This is a genomic window from Clostridium sp. CTA-6 (assembly GCF_054768115.1).
Genome location: NZ_BAAAAU010000006.1, coordinates 290,384 through 307,936 on the forward strand (window position 1 = coordinate 290,384; position 17,553 = coordinate 307,936).

A 17,553-nucleotide genomic window follows, 5' to 3' on the forward strand; every position below is an offset into this window, starting at 1 on the left:
GTAGTACAACTCCTATCTGGCAAAAAACATTGGTAATATACTAGCAATAAATACAATAGTCATAACAACAACTAAAACTTTAGTCATCTTTTCTCTTTTTTCTCTTTTCATTTCAATTTTACCTCCCTTTAAAAATAACATCATTTAATAGTTTATTATATATAAAAAAAAATATCAATTATTAAAACTTAAAATATATATCCCCACTGAATATGAAACAGTGGGGACACTAAAGCTTATATTAACTTGATACTTATATTATTCTATATAAATAAGTTTTTTCCTTCTTCTGAAAGCTTTCTCATATACTCTTTTATAAATATATGTTCTTGATTTTCATCCTTTTTAATAATTATATTCCCTCTACCTAATGTTTCATCTTGTATAACTTTAAATCTTTTTACTTTCTTCTTATTTATAAATTCATTAAAGAATTCTTTTCTATTACAATACAATTTAGAAATATCTTTATTATTTATGTAAATTTCTAAGCTTTCTTCTAAACTATCTTCCACATAGGAGAAAATAGCCTCATTAATTATTTTTCCTTCCACTAATTCTCTAAAAGCTGGATGAAAAGGACCTGAAATCACATCTTTATTTTCATTTATTTCTTCTGTAGGCTGAAGTCCTATTCTTATTACTTTTATGCCTTCTTTATCATACATAGAATATAATATTTTAGTTATATCTATAGCTTCATCTAAAGTATAAGGTTTATAAGTTCCCTTTCTTAACATATATTCCATAGGAGTATCCTTTATTACCAAGGCTGGATATATTCTTGCTATATCTGGTTTCATCTTTAAAGATTTTTCTACAGTTTCTATGTCCTTTTTAAAAGTATCTCCTGGAAGTCCTAACATTATTTGATGTCCTAAAGTAAATCCGTATTCTTTTATAAGTTTTGAGGCTCTATACACCTCTTCTACGGAATGCCCTCTTCCTGATTTTAAAAGGACTTCTTCATCTAAAGATTGAACTCCTAATTCAATTATATCCGCAGAGTACTTTTTAAGGTTATCTAAAATTTCTCTGTCTATATAATCTGGTCTTGTGGACATATGTATACAATCTATTTGGCCCTTATCCTTATATTCCTTTGCTACTTTTAAAAGACTCTTTTGCCTTTCTATAGGTATACCCGTAAAAGTACCTCCGAAAAAAGAAACCTCTAAAGTTGAATTTTCTCTATCTATAGTTTTTATATAAGCTTCTATGGTTTCTCTTACGTAATTTTCGTCTATTATTTCGTCCTTTTCTCCGGTTATTTTATGCTGATTACAAAAAACACAATTGTAGGGACATCCTTCCTGAGCTACAAATATTGGTATTATATAATGACCTTTACTCATAATTATCACCTAAATTCTTTAATGCTTCCTTTGCTGCGTTTTGTTCTGCTTCTTTTTTACTATATCCTATCCCCGTTCCTCTTACCTCATTATCTATGGTTACATTAGTAAAAAACTTTCTTCTGTGAGGAGGACCTTCCTGTTTTAATAATTCATAGTTTATAGTAAGATCATTATTTTGTTGCACTATTTCTTGTAATGTAGTTTTATAATCTAGTATTATTTCATCTCTCATGGCTTTTTCTATTATTTCCTTGAAATTTTTCATAACAAATTCTCTTGCTTCATCTAATCCTTTATCTAAATATATAGCAGCTATTATAGATTCCACACAATCTGCTAATATAGATACTCTCTCTCTGCCTCCTGTCAATTCTTCCCCTTTACTCATTTGCAAATAAAAACCTAAATCCCATCTTTTAGCCATTTCGTAAAGGGAATTTTCACAGACTATTATAGCCCTCTTTCTAGTGAGTTCTCCTTCTTTTTTATCTTCATATTTTTGATATAAATGCTCTGATATTATAAGTTGTAATACGGAATCTCCCAAGAACTCCAATCTTTCATAATATTTTATATTTTTTTTACCATTAGCATAGGAACTATGGGTTAATGCCACATCTAATAATTTTTCATCTTTAAAACATACTTTAAGTTTGTACTGAAGTTCTTTCAAAATATCCTGTCTATTTTTCAAAATTTTCACTCCCTAGAAGTTCATTCTTCAGTATATTTATTAAATAAACTCAAGAATAAACTTATCTTTTAATTATATTTTTTAATATAAAATCCCCGCTAGTAAAGGCGGGGATAAAAATCAATTATTCCTCAGTATGTGATTTTATGTAGTCAACTACATCTCCCACTGTAGAAATTTTTTCTGCGTCTTCATCTGGTATTTCTAAATCGAATTCAGTTTCTAATGCCATTATTAATTCAACTATATCAAGTGAATCCGCACCTAAATCATCAATAAAAGATGATTCCATAGTTATTTCCTCTTCATCTATACTTAATTGTTCTGCTATTGTAGCTTTTATTTTTTCAAAAATCATTTGTGTCACCTCCTAATGCTTTATACATAAATAATATTACATAACTATTTCTACGTCAATATATTCATTAAGTTCCATTATATATTATTTTCTATTAAATTTTCTAAATTATTCTCTATTTCTTCAATTATCTTTTTATCATAACAAATTTTTGCCTGTCTTATAGCATTTTTAAATGCTTTAGCATCAGAACTTCCATGAGCTTTTATACATATACCCTTAGCCCCTAGAAAAGGTGATCCACCATATTCCGTATAATCAAATTTCTTTTTAAAATCTTTAAATACAGGTTTTAAAAGTGCTCCTCCTATTTTTCCTCTGGTGGATGACATTATTTCATCTTTTAACATAGAAAATAAATTTGAGGCTACTCCCTCATAAGTTTTTAACACAGTATTTCCTATAAATCCATCACATACTGCAATATTAGTTTCTCCTCTTGGTATATCTCTTGGTTCTATATTTCCTATAAAATTAAAATCTGTATCCTTTAATAATTTATATGCGGCTTTTGTAAGTTCATTACCTTTTTCTTCTTCAGCACCTATATTTACCAACCCTACCGTTGGATTTTTAACACCTAATACACTTTCAAAATATACTTTCCCCATCATAGCAAATTGAACTAAATATTCTGGCCTGCAATCTACATTAGCACCTGCATCTGCTATCATAAAAGGAGCTTTAGCTCCTGGAAGTAATGGTGCTAAACAAACTCTATTTATACCCTTTATTCTTCCTAAAACAAAAGTAGCTCCTGCCATTAATGCTCCTGTACTTCCTGCGGATATAACGGCTTGAGCTTTACCTTCTTTTACTAATTCTAAAGCTTTCACCATACTTGAATCTTTTTTCCTTCTTATAGCCTTTACTGGTGCTTCATCAGTACCTATAACTTCCTTTGTATTTAGTATCTCTATTTTGTTTCCTTTATATTCTCTTTTATCTAATTCATTTTTTATTAATTCTTCTTTACCTGTTATTATTATATGTATGCCTTCATATTCCTTGACAGCTTGTATACATCCTTCTACTACTAATTCTGGAGCAAAATCTCCTCCCATACCATCTACAGCTATTATCATAGTATCACTTCCTTCCTACTATAAAGTATAAGCTAATTTTTTTTCTTTCACAAGAAAAAAAAGAAAGCCTTACGACTTTCTTTTTTATAATTATTTATCGTTTGATACAACTTCTTTGCCATTGTAATATCCACAACTTTTACATACTCTATGAGCAAGTTTCATTTCGTGACATTGAGGGCATTCAACGATTCCTGGTAAGCTTAATTTGAAAGTTTGAGCTTTTCTAGAATCTCTTTTTGCCTTTGAAGTTTTTCTCGCTGGATTTCCCACTGTAAACACCTCCTTACTGAGCAGAAAAAAAGTCTTTTAGTTTTGCCAACCTTGGATCTATATCTTTTTCGCATTTACACTTTGAAAAATTTAAATTAGCACCGCATTGTTGGCATAAGCCTTTACAATTTTCCTTACAGAGTCTTTTTATTGGTAATTCTATAATTATGTTATTTTCTATAACCTCTGTAACATCAATAGCTTCATTTTTTAGTAACATAATCTCATCATCTTCGCATTGGGGATTATTTGTAAAACTCTCATGTACCTCTGTGTCAACATGGTGTTTAAACTTTTGAAGACATCTTGAACAAGAAAGCTCAATTTCTGCACTTAACTTTCCATCTAAGGTTAATATATCTTTAGATATACTAACTACCCCGTCTAATGTTGGTGCTTCTAAATAAAGAATTTCTTCATCTCCATCAAAAAATTTTCTTTGATCTTCTAACTTCAGATGAACATCTTTACTTAGTTTTATTTTTTTTATTAAATCCGATACATCTAAATTCATAAAATTCACCTCAATTATAGCAACCACAATTTATTATATAAAGGGCATATTAAAAAGTCAAGTATTTTATAAGTAAATCAAAGTTATTACACCTATATTTATAACTTATATTATATACTATTTAGCTGTTATTTCTTTAGTATCTCTTGCTATCATTAATTCTTCATCAGTTGGTATAACGAATACCTTTACCTTTGAATCTTCAGTGCTTATTTCTATTTGTTTTCCTCTTTGTTTATTCTTTTCGGCATCTATCTTAATACCTAAGTATTCTAATCCATTTAAAATTTCTTCTCTGCTTGCTGCTGAATTTTCTCCTAGTCCTGCTGTAAATACTATAGCATCTACACCATTTAATACTGCTGTATAAGCACCAATTGTTTGTCTTACTGTATAATGATATACATCTAAAGCTAGTTTAGCTCTTTTATTTCCTTCTTCTGCAGCACCTTCTATGTCTCTAAAGTCACTACTTACTCCTGATATTCCTAATACACCTGATTTTTTATTTATAACATTATCTACTTCATCTGGTGACATTTTTAATTCTCTTTCCATGAAAAGAAGTATTGCTGGGTCTATATCTCCGCATCTAGTTCCCATAGCTAATCCTGCAAGTGGAGTGAATCCCATAGAAGTTTCTACTGATTTTCCTTCTTTTACAGCACATAAACTTGCTCCATTTCCTAAGTGACAAGTTATTACTTTAATATCTTTTAGATCTTTTCCCATCATTTCTGATGCCACACTAGATACATATCTATGTGATGTTCCATGGAAGCCATATTTTCTTATACCATTTTGTTCATATAATTCATATGGTAATGGATACATATATGCATAATCTGGTAATGTTTGATGGAATGCTGTATCAAATACCGCTACCATTGGAGTCTTAGGCATAAGTTCTCTACAAGCATTTATTCCTATTATGTTTGGTGGATTATGAAGTGGTGCTAATTTAACACAATCTTCTAAAGCCTTCATAACCTCATCATCTATAAGTACTGAGCTAGCATATTTTTCTCCACCATGAACTACTCTATGTCCTACTGCTGCTATTTCTGACATATCAGATATTACACCATGCTCTTTGTCTACTAATGCTTTTAAAACTAACTCTATAGCTTTTTTATGATCTTTCATAGGTTCTTCTATTATATATTTTTCTCCATTAACCTTTTGAGTTAATATAGATCCTTCTATTCCTATTCTTTCTACTAATCCTTTTGCTAAAGCTTCTTCAGAAGTCATATCTATTAATTGATATTTTAATGATGAACTTCCGCAGTTAACTACTAATATTTTCATTAATTTTCCACCCTTCATCTATATGTTTTATATAAAATTTTATTATAAACAAATCTATTTTTTATTTGTGATATTAATCAATTAATTTATCATCTAAAATAATAAATAAATTGATCATATAAAAATTAAAATATTTAATTACATATTTTGTGCTTGAACTGCTGTTACAGCAACTACATTAACTATATCATCACTGCTACAACCTCTTGATAGGTCATTAATTGGTTTTGCAAAACCTTGACATATTGGTCCTATAGCACTTGCGTTTGCGAATCTTTGAACCAATTTATATCCTATATTTCCTGCTTGTAGGTCTGGGAATACTAAAACATTAGCTTTTCCTGCAACGGTGCTATTTGGAGCTTTTAAATCTGCAACTTTTTGTACTATAGCCGCATCTAATTGTAATTCCCCATCTATATCAAGATCTGGTCTTTTTTCTTTTGCTATTTTTGTAGCTTCTGCTACTTTATCTACTAAGTCGTGCTTTGCACTTCCCTTTGATGAGAAAGATAACATAGCTACTTTAGGTTCCATATCACATAAAGCTTTAGCAGTTTCTGCTGTGGATATAGCAATTGAAGCTAACTCATCTGCTGTTGGATTAGGATTTACAGCACAATCTGCAAATAAAAGCATACCATTTTTACCATATTCACAATTTGGTACTTCCATTATGAATGTACTTGAAACAACAGAGGCTCCTTTAGCCGTTTTAACTATTTGTAGTCCTGGTCTTAATAAATCTCCTGTAGTGTGTATAGCACCAGATACTAATCCATCTGCATCCTTCATTTTAACCATCATTGTAGCAAAATATATAGGATCTTTAACTATTTGTTCTGCTTTTTCCATAGTAACGCCCTTATGTTTTCTTAATTCATAAAATTCTTTTGTATATGTAGAAACTTTTTCTGAAGTCTGTGGATCTATTATTTCTGCACCATCTATAGAAACATTTAATTTTTTTGCTGTTTCGTTTATTTTTTCTTCATTTCCTATTAAAATCATGTGAGCTAATTCATTTTTTAATATTTTTGAACAACCTTCAATATTTCTTTCTTCTTCTCCCTCTGCAAGTACAATTTTCTTTTTGTCACTTTTAGCTTTTTCCCATAAGCTTTTCATTAAGTCCATTAAAACTACTCCCTTCAAATATAAAAATTAAATAAAATTTACAGTTAACTATGAAATAAATATATTATTTCACAAGTTTTATGCAAATTATTGTAATATTTTTTCACTTTATCTATTAATTTATTTATAATTATACAAATAAAGTATTTCTATCTGCTAATTATGGATAAATATGAATACACATATATATAGTATAAACACTTTTTATTAAAATTTTCAACAATAAAATTATAAACTTGAAAAAAAACCAGGTGAAATTTAAATTTCACCTGGTTTTTAACACTTAATTATTTTAAAGCTTTACAAATATAATTTAAATCTAAAACATTATTTTTAAGCCTTTACCGCTTTTTTAGCTTTAGAAGATGAGTTAAACATCATAACTGCAGTATATAATATAACAACAATTATTAACCATTTTAATATATCCAATGGTAATGATTTTACTAAATAATATGCTATAAATACACCTACTAAACCAAATATAGTTATAGCCATAGATGCTTTTCTATCATAAGCTCCTTCTTTTACAAACTTAAGTGATGCTGCCGGCATTAAGAATGCACAAGATCCCATCATTATTGGGAAAGCAACCTTTGGACTCATTCCTAAAGCATATACTAAAGCCATACATGGAGCGTATAAACCTATTCCTAAAGTCATTAAAGCGCCTAATATAAAATTACCTATAATTGCTACTATAAGCTTTACACCATGAAGTCCAGTAGCATCTCCACCTGCTGGCATTAAGTTTAATTGTCCTGCAAGCATTACTAAAGCCACTATTACAAGAGCCACTCCCATACCAAATTGAACTTTTTTCTCATCTAGTTTGGATACAACTCCTGCACCTACTACCGCACCTGCTGTAGCTGCTATTAATAAAGAAAATAATGTTACAGGCTCTACTTCTATACCATTTATAAATAAAATAGCCTCTACAGCAACTGGTACAGTACATGCAACATTTAATGTACCTGGTAAAGTTCTGTCCTGTGTAAGTTTAAAATTTTTAAGTAATGCTGTAGTAGGAGCAAAGCTTCCTATTCCCAAAGTATCAAAAAAATTAGTTATAAATCCTACTGTTCCTAATGCAAAAAAATTGGTTTTTTCAATATTTCCTTCTTTAGTTGCTTTAATATAATCTTTGAAAAATGCAACTGCAAAAAAGACTGTTAAAATAATTAAAAGACCTAAAACTATTTTTACCATTTTCTACACCTCTTTTTATTTATTTTTTATACTATAATTTTAATACAAATTTATATTTTTTTCTATAGATTTTTTCATGTTTTTTGATATTTTTTTAACATTACTTAAATAGTATTATATAACTGACTAAATTTTAGAAAAATTTGAAATAACACTCTATATTTATATTGCTTTAAATTTTCACAAAATTAAAACTATTATTGTTATTTTGTGAAATCCTTTTCATTTTGATAAATTTAAAACAATATTGATTTTATGCAGGAATTTCTTTAATTTATTTCCATTTAAATATTTCAAATACAATTTGTATAATTAGGCATTTTTTTAAAGAGCTCTACTTTACCAAGTAGAGCTCTTTTTTAATTATTAAACTTTTGCTATATATTCGTATGGTAATGGAACAACTTTTCCTGCTGAAGGAATCTTAATTAATTGTTCTAATGTTTCTTTTACTATTGCTGTTTGCATTTCTACATTATTAGGTTCTCCCGCATTAGCACCCATTGGAACTCTTGGTGCAACCGCTCTTGGTGTACCAGATTGTTTAACAACTGGTGGAAGAGCAGCTATTATTATTGTAGGAATTCCTATTTCTTCAATCGCTCTCTGCACTATAACTGCAGATCTATGACAAGTTCCTCATCCAGCAGTCATCAATACAGCGTCTACGCCTTCTTCTTTTAAGATTTTAGCAACTTCTGGGCCTGTTTCTTCTCTGAATTTTTGTTGGTTTCCGCCACCGCCCATGAATCCTATATGAGTTTTAGCAACAGCTTTTATAAAACCTGCATCTACTAATTCTCTTAATCTATCTATTGGGAACATGGCATTTATATCTTTGTTAACGTCTCCGTTATCATATCCACCGTGAGATACCATCATATCTGATGTTTTTGCATCTCCTGGTACTAATCTGTATGTGAAGTCACCTGCTAAATTAAATCTTTTGTCTGATTTTAAGTGAACTCCTGCTGCTGTAGCTAATGCTACTGTCATATCTTTTAGTTCCATTGTAACTGGCGCCCATACTGGGTTAGGAGTTATAGGAACAAATATTTCTGATTGTAATCCCTTTACAATATTCATTCTAGTAACCTTCCCTTCAATTTATAAATTTATTTATGTCTTTCATCAGGATTTAGACCACGTCTCTTTTGGATTTCTAAATTACTTACATATTTTTCATTTATTTCATCAGATAATACTTCTACAAAACTCATATTTAAGCCTATTTCTTGACCTACTTTAAGTTCATAATCAGATATTATCATTCTTCTTGGTACCTTTAAGTATCCAAGTCTTCCTTTGAAATCTATGGCTACTGCTCCATCAGATACGTCTACAATAACACCTTGCATTTCTAGGATTTTATCACCATATTTTAAATCCATTTATATCCCTACTTTGTAGCGTATTTTTCTTTTCTCTTTTCGCTCATTGGTATTGAAGTTTCATTTAAAACTCTATCAATTTTATTTCCAGTTGTTTTTTCTATCATTTCAATGTTGTTTTCTTTAACATTTGCATTCCAAGCTCTTTCTGGTTTTTTAACTTCTTCTCCAGACATAGCTGCTTTAATCATTGCAAGACCTCTTATAGCATCTTCTGGACATAATGTATTACAAGATAATACTTCGTTTTCTATTCCGCCTTCTGATTTGTTGTTATCTACCATGTATTTCATGTGTTTGTTACCAACAACTAGAGCACCTTGAACTGCACAGAATGAGAATGCTACACAAGGAACACCTCTCATACCTATTTGTTCTACGTGGCTTGCAAAGTCAATGTGGTTATTTCCAAAACCTTCAGTTGTAACAAAAGCGCCATCAACATCCATAGCTTCTACCATCATACCTAATCTTTCAGATACATAGAATTTTTCACTGTTGATTTGTGGACTTCCTACAAATATAACTCCTGCTAAATCAACTTCTTCATCTCTCATGCATTCCATTACAAGAGGTTCTCTCCAGTAGTGTCTTGAACATTCTTTAGAAGCAGGTCCAATACAAGTTAATGCGTGGATACCACCATCTAATACTTCTGTCGGCGCAAGCATTACTGGAACGTTTCCTAAATCAACGTTTGGTTTAGCTCCTATTACTCCAACTGGTTCTAATGGTAATATTAAGTTATCATGCATAGCACCTTGACCCATTATTTCTTTAACAACTACAACTTTTTTCTTTCCTGGTCTTCTTACTTGTTCAAAAGTTTCAGTGTTAACTACTAATGAATCATCTTCAACAGCTTTTAAAGCTTCTCTGATTTCTTGAGTTATGAAATCTGTTGCTTTGTGAGCAGCCAATGGACCTGGTCTTTCCATTCCTGTTCCTCTTTTTATAGTTACTTGAGTTTTGATGAATATTTCACCTTTATTAGGAGCACCTGGTCTTCCCCACATAATATTTTCTTCTAATATACCTTCTGAAGAACCAAATTCACCAACTTGAACTCCATCTTCATCGATACCTGTTACCATTATAATAGCTCCATCTATAACTCTTGTAACGCCTTCACCTAACTTAGCATCTGAACCTTCTTTAGTAGCTATTGGTTGTACGTCCATTATAGTTTCACTATAAGTGTTGTATTTATCTGGAGTTATTATTTCTAATTTTATATCTTTAACTAATTGATCTACATTGAATGCATCTTCACAGATGTTTTCTCTTATATAAAGAGTTGTTCCTTCAATTTTAGTTTCTTTAGCTAATTCTACTTTGTCTATTTTGTAGTATTTTCTTGTAACTGATCTTACTACTTTTTCTTCTAATTTAACTTCTTTTTTAGCTTCTACTGCTACTGGAGCTGCAGTTACTGTGCCTTTTTCAGCTTTTACTGCTGGAACAGCTACTGATTTTCCTGCACCTACATTTCCATTTAAAGGAACTTCGATGTCAATCCCTTTTCCTTCAGCTATTCTGATTCTTAAAGTTCCACCACTTATTGTTGCTTGTGTATCAGCACTCATGTTTACTTCCTCCTCAAATCCTTCTAATATATCAGGTGTTACAGGAGTTAAAGCTGGCATATCAACTGATAAAGTTGCTCCAACTACTTCTTTTCTTGTAAGAACTCTTTCATCTAATGTTAGTAAAAGAGAATCTACAAGTTTAGGGAAGTGCATTGGATTTTCTAAATCACTAGCTTTTATAGTATCTCCTGCTTTTAAATTATATTTTAGAACTGCCTTTTCATCTTCTTCAGTTAATTCTTCTGAAATTTCTTCAGCCTTATCTTCTGAATCACCTATTGTTTTTGCTCCTTCAATTATATCTGGAGTTAATGGTGTTAATGAATCTACAGTTTTTAACAATTTAGCTCCTATTACTTCTCCAACTTTTAAACAATCAGCTGGTATAGTTAATAGACCTGAGTCTACCATATCTGGGAATATTTCTGGATCTTCTAAGTTGTCAGCAGTTAATACTGTTCCCTCTTCTGCTCTACAACATACTACTGCAGATTCATTCTTTAACGCCTCTGCATGCTCTGGTGTCATTGACATAAGACATAACCTCCTAATTTTTTTTATTTTTTTGTTATTCCTGTGGAAGTCTTCTTGTTAATGTGTAATCAATAGTTCTAAATATATGATCAGTATGATGATATACTGGAACCTTAGCTTTTGGAGCTATTTGCATAACTGTATTCGAACAATCACTACAGTTTGATATTAATATTCTTTCTGCTCCATCTTTTTTAAGCTGCATAACTGCAGCCGCTTGGCCTGGTCATTCACCAGGTGTTTTACATTTTCCTGGTCCATTTCCTTTACCCTTTGGGTATTCTATGTTTTTGCAGTCAACTACTCCTGCAATTTTTGCATTCATTTTAGTTGCTACATCTTTTAATCTTTCTTCGTTAGCTCCACAGGCACATACTAGTAGTCCTAATGGTCCATTATATTCTGGTAATGGTATTGTAACTATTGCTCCACCGGATATTTTAGTAACAGCATCCTTTTCTATATCTCCAGCTTTTCCAGTGTATGGTCCACCTATTACTAGTTCACCATATTCACCATCTATTCCACCAGATTTTTCTATTAAATCTTTAACTGGTGTTCCCACTGGTACTTGTAAGAATATATTTGGCTTATTACCTGATTTTAGTTTTCCTATTACAGTTATATCCTTATCTATAACTGGCTTTCCTTCTTCAACAGCTCTTGTAATATTTGCTAAAGTTTCAGCATTCATTACAATACATTTTGCTTCTATAGGAAGCTGAGTTACATCTAACCACTTATCAAATATTGCATTGATTATAGCTCTTTCTTCACCCATTGGATATAAGTCAGCAAGAGGTTTAACTTCTACATCAGTAGCTCCCTTTAAAGCTTTTTCTAATGAAGCTATAGCTTCAGGATGTTTAGCTTTTATAGCTATGTATCCTTTTGCAGAATTAGTGGCTTTCATTGCATATCTAACACCATTTATTATTAGTTCAGGCGTTTCTTCTATAACTTTTATGTTATGATGAAGTGCTGGTTCACATTCTACACAGTTTGCTATAATGTAGCCATCTTTGTTATCTGACTTTAGCTTTATGTGAGTTGGGAAACCTGCTCCGCCGGCTCCAACTATTCCTGCTTCAAATACAGTATCTACTAAATTATCGCATTTCTTTATCTTAACGAATTCTGTTGTTTGAGCTTCATCTGCTTTTATTATGATTTCTTTATCTGTAACTTTTTCTACTATACCGGACACACTAGTATGAATTTTAGCACCAAGTCCGTTTGGTTCTGCTATACATTCTCCTCTTTTAACCTTTTGTCCCTCTTTTACACAGGGAGCATCTGGTGCACCTACGTGCATCCTTAGAGGAAAACTAAACAATTTTTCCATGGTATCCCTCCTTGATCTATCTACACACACTTATATTATATAGCAATGTTTATGCCAAATCTATAATTTAAATAAAAAAAGTTAAAAAAAACACAAAATAATTAGTTTTTTATACCTTTTTACATGTTATTTTTTATAAAAAGCCCTTTTTTCGCATAAACTTCTTATAAATTTCAATATATTTTTGTCTTTTTTTTGACACTTTTACGGATAATGTGTCAGCTTTTAGACATTATTATTTTTTTTTATCAATTAAAGCCTTATCTATTTGTATTTTTAATAACATTGTTTGAATTATAGTGTAGTATTTTCTGACACCACGTTGTAAACATTCTCATTACTAATGTTTCTACAAAGATTTTTATTTAATTATAAGTAATTTTTAAATTCATATTTTATTTTAAACTATTTTTTTTATTTTATTCTTTTTAATTCATTTTCAATAAATAAGGCTACTAATTTTTATATAAAATGATAATTAGGTAAAATCTATATGTTATATATAAAAAGGAGAATACCTAAAATTCAAATCTATATTGAGTCCTCCTATTTGTAGCTCTATATTTATAACATAGAACTATTAAATACTTTAAATAAAAAAAATAAGAGTTTATACTAAAATTTTAGTACAAACTCTAAGTTCCAATTATAAAACCCAATTTTATATATCTTTTTATAAACAGAGTTCTTGGCTTCGGAGTGAGTTTTTACTCATTCTGAAGCTTAGAAATCGTTATCCAGGGACGTATCCGCTCTTTACTCCCACTTTGAAGAAGATGGGAGTATTAGAGCGGATAGTCATCGGATAAAAAATAAAAACCTACATTATTATATATATAATTTAATCACTATACTTTTTTTTATTTTTCTTTTAAAAATTTTATTTATATATACTATTAAGCTAATTCTTCTCTAGTTTCATAACTTTCTTTTTTAGAGTAATAAGCTTTAAACATAGTAATAGAAGTATACATTATTACACAAACAACCATCCAAGTTAAAGCTCTAACAGGAAGTTCTTTCACTATAAATGCTGCTATTAAAACTCCTACTACTCCAAATATACTTATGGATATAGATGCCTTTTTATCATAAGCATTATTTTTTACAAACTTTGTTGAAGACATAGGTAATAAAAATGCACAGGATCCCATCATTATTGGAAAAGCTACCTTCGGATTCATACCTAACACACACACTAAAGCCATGCACGGAGCATACAATCCTATACCCACTGTCATAAGTATACCTAAAATAAAATTACCTACTATAGCTATTATCAATTTAGTACCATGAAGACCTATATCATTACCACCTGCTGGCATTAAATTTAATTGTCCTGCTAAAATTATTAAAGCTACAATTAGAAGAGATACCCCCATGCAAAATTGCACTTTTTTTTCATCTAATTTTGATACTATTTCCGCACCAAATAAAGAGCCTATCATAGCAGCTATTATCATAGAAACTAATGTTACAGGTTCCACCTTTATGCCTGTCATAAATATAAAAGCTTGTAAAATCATAGGCACAGTGCATCCTACATTTAAAGTTCCTGGTATTACTTTATCCTCTGTTTGTTTAAAAAATTTAAGCATAGATGTTAGCGGCGCAAAGCTCCCTATACCTAATGTATCAAAAAAATTTACTACTAAACCTATAATTCCTACAATAAAAAAATTATTGTCTTCTAGATTACCTTTTTTTAATGATTTAAAGTAATCCTTTAAAAAGAAAAATAAAAAATAGCTTGTCAAAACTAGTAATACTGATAATAATAATTTTGTTATCATTGTTATTCCCCCTACCTTCTCCATAGTATTTTTTTAATTTACCAGTAAACCTTTTCATTAAGTGTAATTTTTTTTATAAAATAGATAAATGAATATTCCCCCAAAGAATAGTAACAACTTCTTTTTCAATGATGTTTGCACTACCCTTTTAAATGATATCTCGTACCTCTTATATTATAAGACATTTATTGCAAAATTACTATAGTTTTTATCTATTTTTGTAGATATTTCTAACAGATTTAATAAAAAAAGCTTATAATCTTTATTTTGTAAGATTATAAGCTTCCTATATAAATTACTTTTAATTCTATCTAGGATAATTTAAATTTATATACTGTATCCTTAAGTTTTTTAACTAATTCTTCTAATGTATAAGTTGAGTCTACAATTTGATGCATAAAAGCAATTTGCTCTTCATTTGATGCAGTGACTTCTTCTGTAGCTGATGAATTTTCTTCTGTTACAGATGCAACATTATTTATAATATCAGCTGTAACATTTACTTTCTTTTCCATTGTATTAGTAGACTCTGATACCTCTAATACAATATTATTAACTTCATTAAATACTTTCTCTATTTCTTCAAAATCATTACCAATTAATGTTGCCATTTTAACTCCATGCATAACTTCACTTGTTCCAGAATTCATTTTATTTGATATGATTTCAATTTGCTTTTGAATTCCATTAATAAGCTCTACTATCCTTTTTGAAGAATTACTTGATTGTTCTGCTAATTTTCTCACCTCATCTGCAACTACAGCAAATCCTCTACCTTGTGCACCAGCCCTAGCAGCTTCAATGGCTGCATTAAGTGATAAAAGATTAGTTTGTTCAGATATATCACTTATTACATCAACAATTTGTCCTATTTCTTTAGATTGATTTAATAAATTTTGAATTTCTTCAACATTATGTTTATTTGTTGTAGCTATGTTCTTTATACTATCTACAGTGTGTTGGACTCCCTGTGAAACTTTTGTGCTTCTATTAGTTGATTTTTCTACTATGTCAATCATATAGTTACATTTTTTAGATATTTCATTTATATCTTCAACTAATTCTCTTGTTACAATAGATGCTTTGCTTGCCCCTTCTGCCTGAGATACAGCCCCTGTGGCTATTTCTTGCATACTTCGTGAAACTTCTTCATTTCCCTTTAATGATTCACTTGTTGATAATGCTAAACCATTAGATATTACCATAACATCATTAGCCGAACTACTTATATCACCTATCATTTTCTTAAGCTTTGAAACTGTATTATTTAGTGCTTTTGTCACCTTAGAAATTTCGTCTTGCCCATGAACTTCTAATTTATTTGTAAGATTTCCTTCTGCTATTTCTTCTGCAAAATCAGATAACTTAGTTAATGGTAATGTGATTTGTTTTGCTACAAATACAATTACTGTTGCAACAATAAATACAATTACTATTGTTATTAAAATTAATGTTAACATTAATTTATTTAAAGGAGCAAACAATTCCTTTTCAGACACAACGCTTGCTACATTCCACCCTGATAGAGGAACTTTATTATAAAATACAATCGATTTATTATCTCCACTTCCAAATCTAAATACACCTGATTCATTTTTCATCATTTCTTTTCCTAATGATTGTATATTTTCATCTTTTATTTCTGATATCTTTTTCTGCATTACTAATGACTTATCTGGATGTTCAAGAATAGTTCCATCCTTTCCAATTAATAAACTATATCCTTTTTCACCAAATTTAAATTCCTTAACTTTTTCTTTAATATGTAAAAGATTCACAGCAGATATCATTGTTCCTATTGTTTTTTCTGATTTATTTTTAATTGGAACTCCTATTACAACCAAAGTTTTACCAGTCCCCTTTGATACTACAGGATTAGATATATTATATGGTACCCCACTCATTAAATCCTTGTACCATGTTTTTTCTGATACATCACCATTTACAAACTTTCCATTTGAATATTGAGCTCTAGATTTACCATCATTATTAAATAAAGTTGCTGCTGCATTGTCATATTCTCCTGGATAATTTTTTTCTAAAAATTTAATTCTTTCTGCATTAAAGTTATCTACAGCAGCAACATCTGTTTCTATTAGTTTTGCCGTAGGTGTATTAGCAGCACTTCTTACTTCTAAAAGTTTTCCTTCCAACCAATTGTTTATACTCTCAGTTAGTTTTTTCCCTTCCTCCAATTTATTGTTGACAAGTTCATTTTCAATATTTTTTCTAAATTCATAAAATGTTATAAAACTCAAAATTGACATTCCAATTATTACAACTGGTAAAATAGTAATTAATAATTTCATTTTAAAGGACAATTTTTTCAATATTTTTATCACTCCCATAATTCTATTTGTAATTTCATCTCCAACTGCACAAACAGTTATCTCTTTGTTATTTCTTCAGTTAATTCAGATAATATCTTAACTCTTCCAATATCTAATTCCTCTTCAAAGAAACCTTAAAAAACTCTTTCAATGCATTCATTATGGTAATTAATTAATTTGCAACAAATTATAAAATTATTTAGCAGATGTAACTTATGAAGTTACATCTATTATAAAAAAAATTGATTTACTTCTCATTTTTATCGCTTTCGTTGTAACTATTATAGTTTCATCAAGCATTAAAGTCAATAGTTCTTATAAATTTTTTTTAAGTAAACTAGTAAAATTAAATATATTAAATTTAAAATTAAAAATAAATAATTATTATATTTTAAATCAATATCTGTACAATAAAAAAGAGAATCTTTAAAAAGACTCTCTTTTTTACTAAAATTTAGTATACAGAAAAATTTTTTTAAGTTATTTAACTAATGCTTTAGCTATATTTGTAATAAAGTCTTGAGCATTTGTAACTAGAGTTTTAACTTCTAGAGTACCTCTATCTGATAGTTTATTAACAGAGAATTCTTGTATATCTATAGAATAGATATATACAGGTCTAACAACAC

General features: G+C 29.7%; 16 protein-coding genes. All 16 read right to left on the reverse strand.

Features of this window, described 5'->3' with window-relative positions; all coding sequences use genetic code 11:
• Positions 1–12: 12 nt before the first annotated feature.
• The 16 genes from ACYUDJ_RS11730 to ACYUDJ_RS11805 all read right to left on the reverse strand — a co-directional run bounded on the left by ACYUDJ_RS11730 (position 13) and on the right by ACYUDJ_RS11805 (position 16,924).
• Positions 13–111, reverse strand: a complete 99-nt coding sequence (locus ACYUDJ_RS11730; protein ID WP_003393783.1) for a hypothetical protein — start codon at positions 109–111, stop codon at positions 13–15.
• Between the two features lie 152 nt (positions 112–263).
• On the reverse strand, positions 264–1,355 hold the full coding sequence (locus ACYUDJ_RS11735) for an elongator complex protein 3 (protein WP_003484810.1): 1,092 nt from the start codon (positions 1,353–1,355) through the stop codon (positions 264–266).
• Positions 1,348–2,052, reverse strand: a complete 705-nt coding sequence (gene rnc, locus ACYUDJ_RS11740; protein ID WP_042384700.1) for a ribonuclease III — start codon at positions 2,050–2,052, stop codon at positions 1,348–1,350. Before rnc ends, ACYUDJ_RS11735 begins: the two co-directional genes overlap by 8 nt.
• 124 nt (positions 2,053–2,176) lie before the next feature.
• The gene (gene acpP / locus ACYUDJ_RS11745; protein ID WP_003362599.1) at positions 2,177–2,410 is read right to left on the reverse strand and encodes an acyl carrier protein; all 234 of its coding nucleotides are present in this window, start codon (positions 2,408–2,410) and stop codon (positions 2,177–2,179) included.
• A gap of 77 nt (positions 2,411–2,487) precedes the next feature.
• On the reverse strand, positions 2,488–3,495 hold the full coding sequence (gene plsX / locus ACYUDJ_RS11750; RefSeq protein WP_003484808.1) for a phosphate acyltransferase PlsX: 1,008 nt from the start codon (positions 3,493–3,495) through the stop codon (positions 2,488–2,490).
• A gap of 90 nt (positions 3,496–3,585) precedes the next feature.
• Positions 3,586–3,768, reverse strand: a complete 183-nt coding sequence (gene rpmF, locus ACYUDJ_RS11755) for a 50S ribosomal protein L32 (protein ID WP_003362601.1) — start codon at positions 3,766–3,768, stop codon at positions 3,586–3,588.
• Between the two features lie 13 nt (positions 3,769–3,781).
• Positions 3,782–4,282: a YceD family protein gene (locus ACYUDJ_RS11760; RefSeq protein WP_042384698.1), complete on the reverse strand. Its 501-nt coding sequence runs from the start codon at positions 4,280–4,282 to the stop codon at positions 3,782–3,784.
• Positions 4,283–4,399: 117 nt separating this feature from the next.
• The gene (locus tag ACYUDJ_RS11765; protein WP_042384694.1) at positions 4,400–5,593 is read right to left on the reverse strand and encodes an acetate kinase; all 1,194 of its coding nucleotides are present in this window, start codon (positions 5,591–5,593) and stop codon (positions 4,400–4,402) included.
• Positions 5,594–5,731: 138 nt separating this feature from the next.
• The gene (pta, locus tag ACYUDJ_RS11770) at positions 5,732–6,730 is read right to left on the reverse strand and encodes a phosphate acetyltransferase (RefSeq protein WP_003484805.1); all 999 of its coding nucleotides are present in this window, start codon (positions 6,728–6,730) and stop codon (positions 5,732–5,734) included.
• Between the two features lie 333 nt (positions 6,731–7,063).
• Positions 7,064–7,942 carry a sulfite exporter TauE/SafE family protein gene (locus ACYUDJ_RS11775; RefSeq protein ID WP_003484803.1) on the reverse strand — a complete coding sequence of 293 codons (879 nt, stop codon included), beginning with the start codon at positions 7,940–7,942 and terminating at the stop codon, positions 7,064–7,066.
• Between the two features lie 366 nt (positions 7,943–8,308).
• The gene (prdB, locus tag ACYUDJ_RS11780; protein ID WP_080333546.1) at positions 8,309–9,028 is read right to left on the reverse strand and encodes a D-proline reductase (dithiol) protein PrdB; all 720 of its coding nucleotides are present in this window, start codon (positions 9,026–9,028) and stop codon (positions 8,309–8,311) included.
• A 29-nt stretch (positions 9,029–9,057) separates the two neighbouring features.
• Positions 9,058–9,333, reverse strand: a complete 276-nt coding sequence (locus ACYUDJ_RS11785; protein WP_003393224.1) for a CBO2463/CBO2479 domain-containing protein — start codon at positions 9,331–9,333, stop codon at positions 9,058–9,060.
• 8 nt (positions 9,334–9,341) lie between these two features.
• Positions 9,342–11,456, reverse strand: coding sequence for a D-proline reductase (dithiol) proprotein PrdA (gene prdA, locus ACYUDJ_RS11790; protein ID WP_042384691.1), 2,115 nt, complete (start codon positions 11,454–11,456; stop codon positions 9,342–9,344).
• 34 nt (positions 11,457–11,490) lie between these two features.
• Entirely contained in the window at positions 11,491–12,801 is a 1,311-nt protein-coding gene (gene prdC, locus ACYUDJ_RS11795; RefSeq protein WP_265202742.1) for a proline reductase-associated electron transfer protein PrdC, read from the reverse strand.
• 896 nt (positions 12,802–13,697) lie between these two features.
• A complete protein-coding gene (locus ACYUDJ_RS11800) occupies positions 13,698–14,594 on the reverse strand; it encodes a sulfite exporter TauE/SafE family protein (protein WP_042384686.1) in 897 nt (298 codons plus the stop codon).
• Positions 14,595–14,905: 311 nt separating this feature from the next.
• On the reverse strand, positions 14,906–16,924 hold the full coding sequence (locus tag ACYUDJ_RS11805; RefSeq protein WP_080333547.1) for a methyl-accepting chemotaxis protein: 2,019 nt from the start codon (positions 16,922–16,924) through the stop codon (positions 14,906–14,908).
• Positions 16,925–17,553: the final 629 nt, after the last annotated feature.

Excerpts from the sequence above, each read along its gene's own strand:
- ACYUDJ_RS11730 (WP_003393783.1), bottom strand. The coding sequence starts at position 111 with ATGAAAAGAGAAAAAAGAGAAAAGATGACTAAAGTTTTAGTTGTTGTT.
- ACYUDJ_RS11735 (WP_003484810.1), bottom strand. The coding sequence starts at position 1,355 with ATGAGTAAAGGTCATTATATAATACCAATATTTGTAGCTCAGGAAGGA.
- acpP (WP_003362599.1), bottom strand. The coding sequence starts at position 2,410 with ATGATTTTTGAAAAAATAAAAGCTACAATAGCAGAACAATTAAGTATA.
- plsX (WP_003484808.1), bottom strand. The coding sequence starts at position 3,495 with ATGATAATAGCTGTAGATGGTATGGGAGGAGATTTTGCTCCAGAATTA.
- ACYUDJ_RS11760 (WP_042384698.1), bottom strand. The coding sequence starts at position 4,282 with ATGAATTTAGATGTATCGGATTTAATAAAAAAAATAAAACTAAGTAAA.
- ACYUDJ_RS11765 (WP_042384694.1), bottom strand. The coding sequence starts at position 5,593 with ATGAAAATATTAGTAGTTAACTGCGGAAGTTCATCATTAAAATATCAA.
- pta (WP_003484805.1), bottom strand. The coding sequence starts at position 6,730 with ATGGACTTAATGAAAAGCTTATGGGAAAAAGCTAAAAGTGACAAAAAG.
- ACYUDJ_RS11775 (WP_003484803.1), bottom strand. The coding sequence starts at position 7,942 with ATGGTAAAAATAGTTTTAGGTCTTTTAATTATTTTAACAGTCTTTTTT.
- ACYUDJ_RS11785 (WP_003393224.1), bottom strand. The coding sequence starts at position 9,333 with ATGGATTTAAAATATGGTGATAAAATCCTAGAAATGCAAGGTGTTATT.
- prdA (WP_042384691.1), bottom strand. The coding sequence starts at position 11,456 with ATGTCAATGACACCAGAGCATGCAGAGGCGTTAAAGAATGAATCTGCA.
- ACYUDJ_RS11800 (WP_042384686.1), bottom strand. The coding sequence starts at position 14,594 with ATGATAACAAAATTATTATTATCAGTATTACTAGTTTTGACAAGCTAT.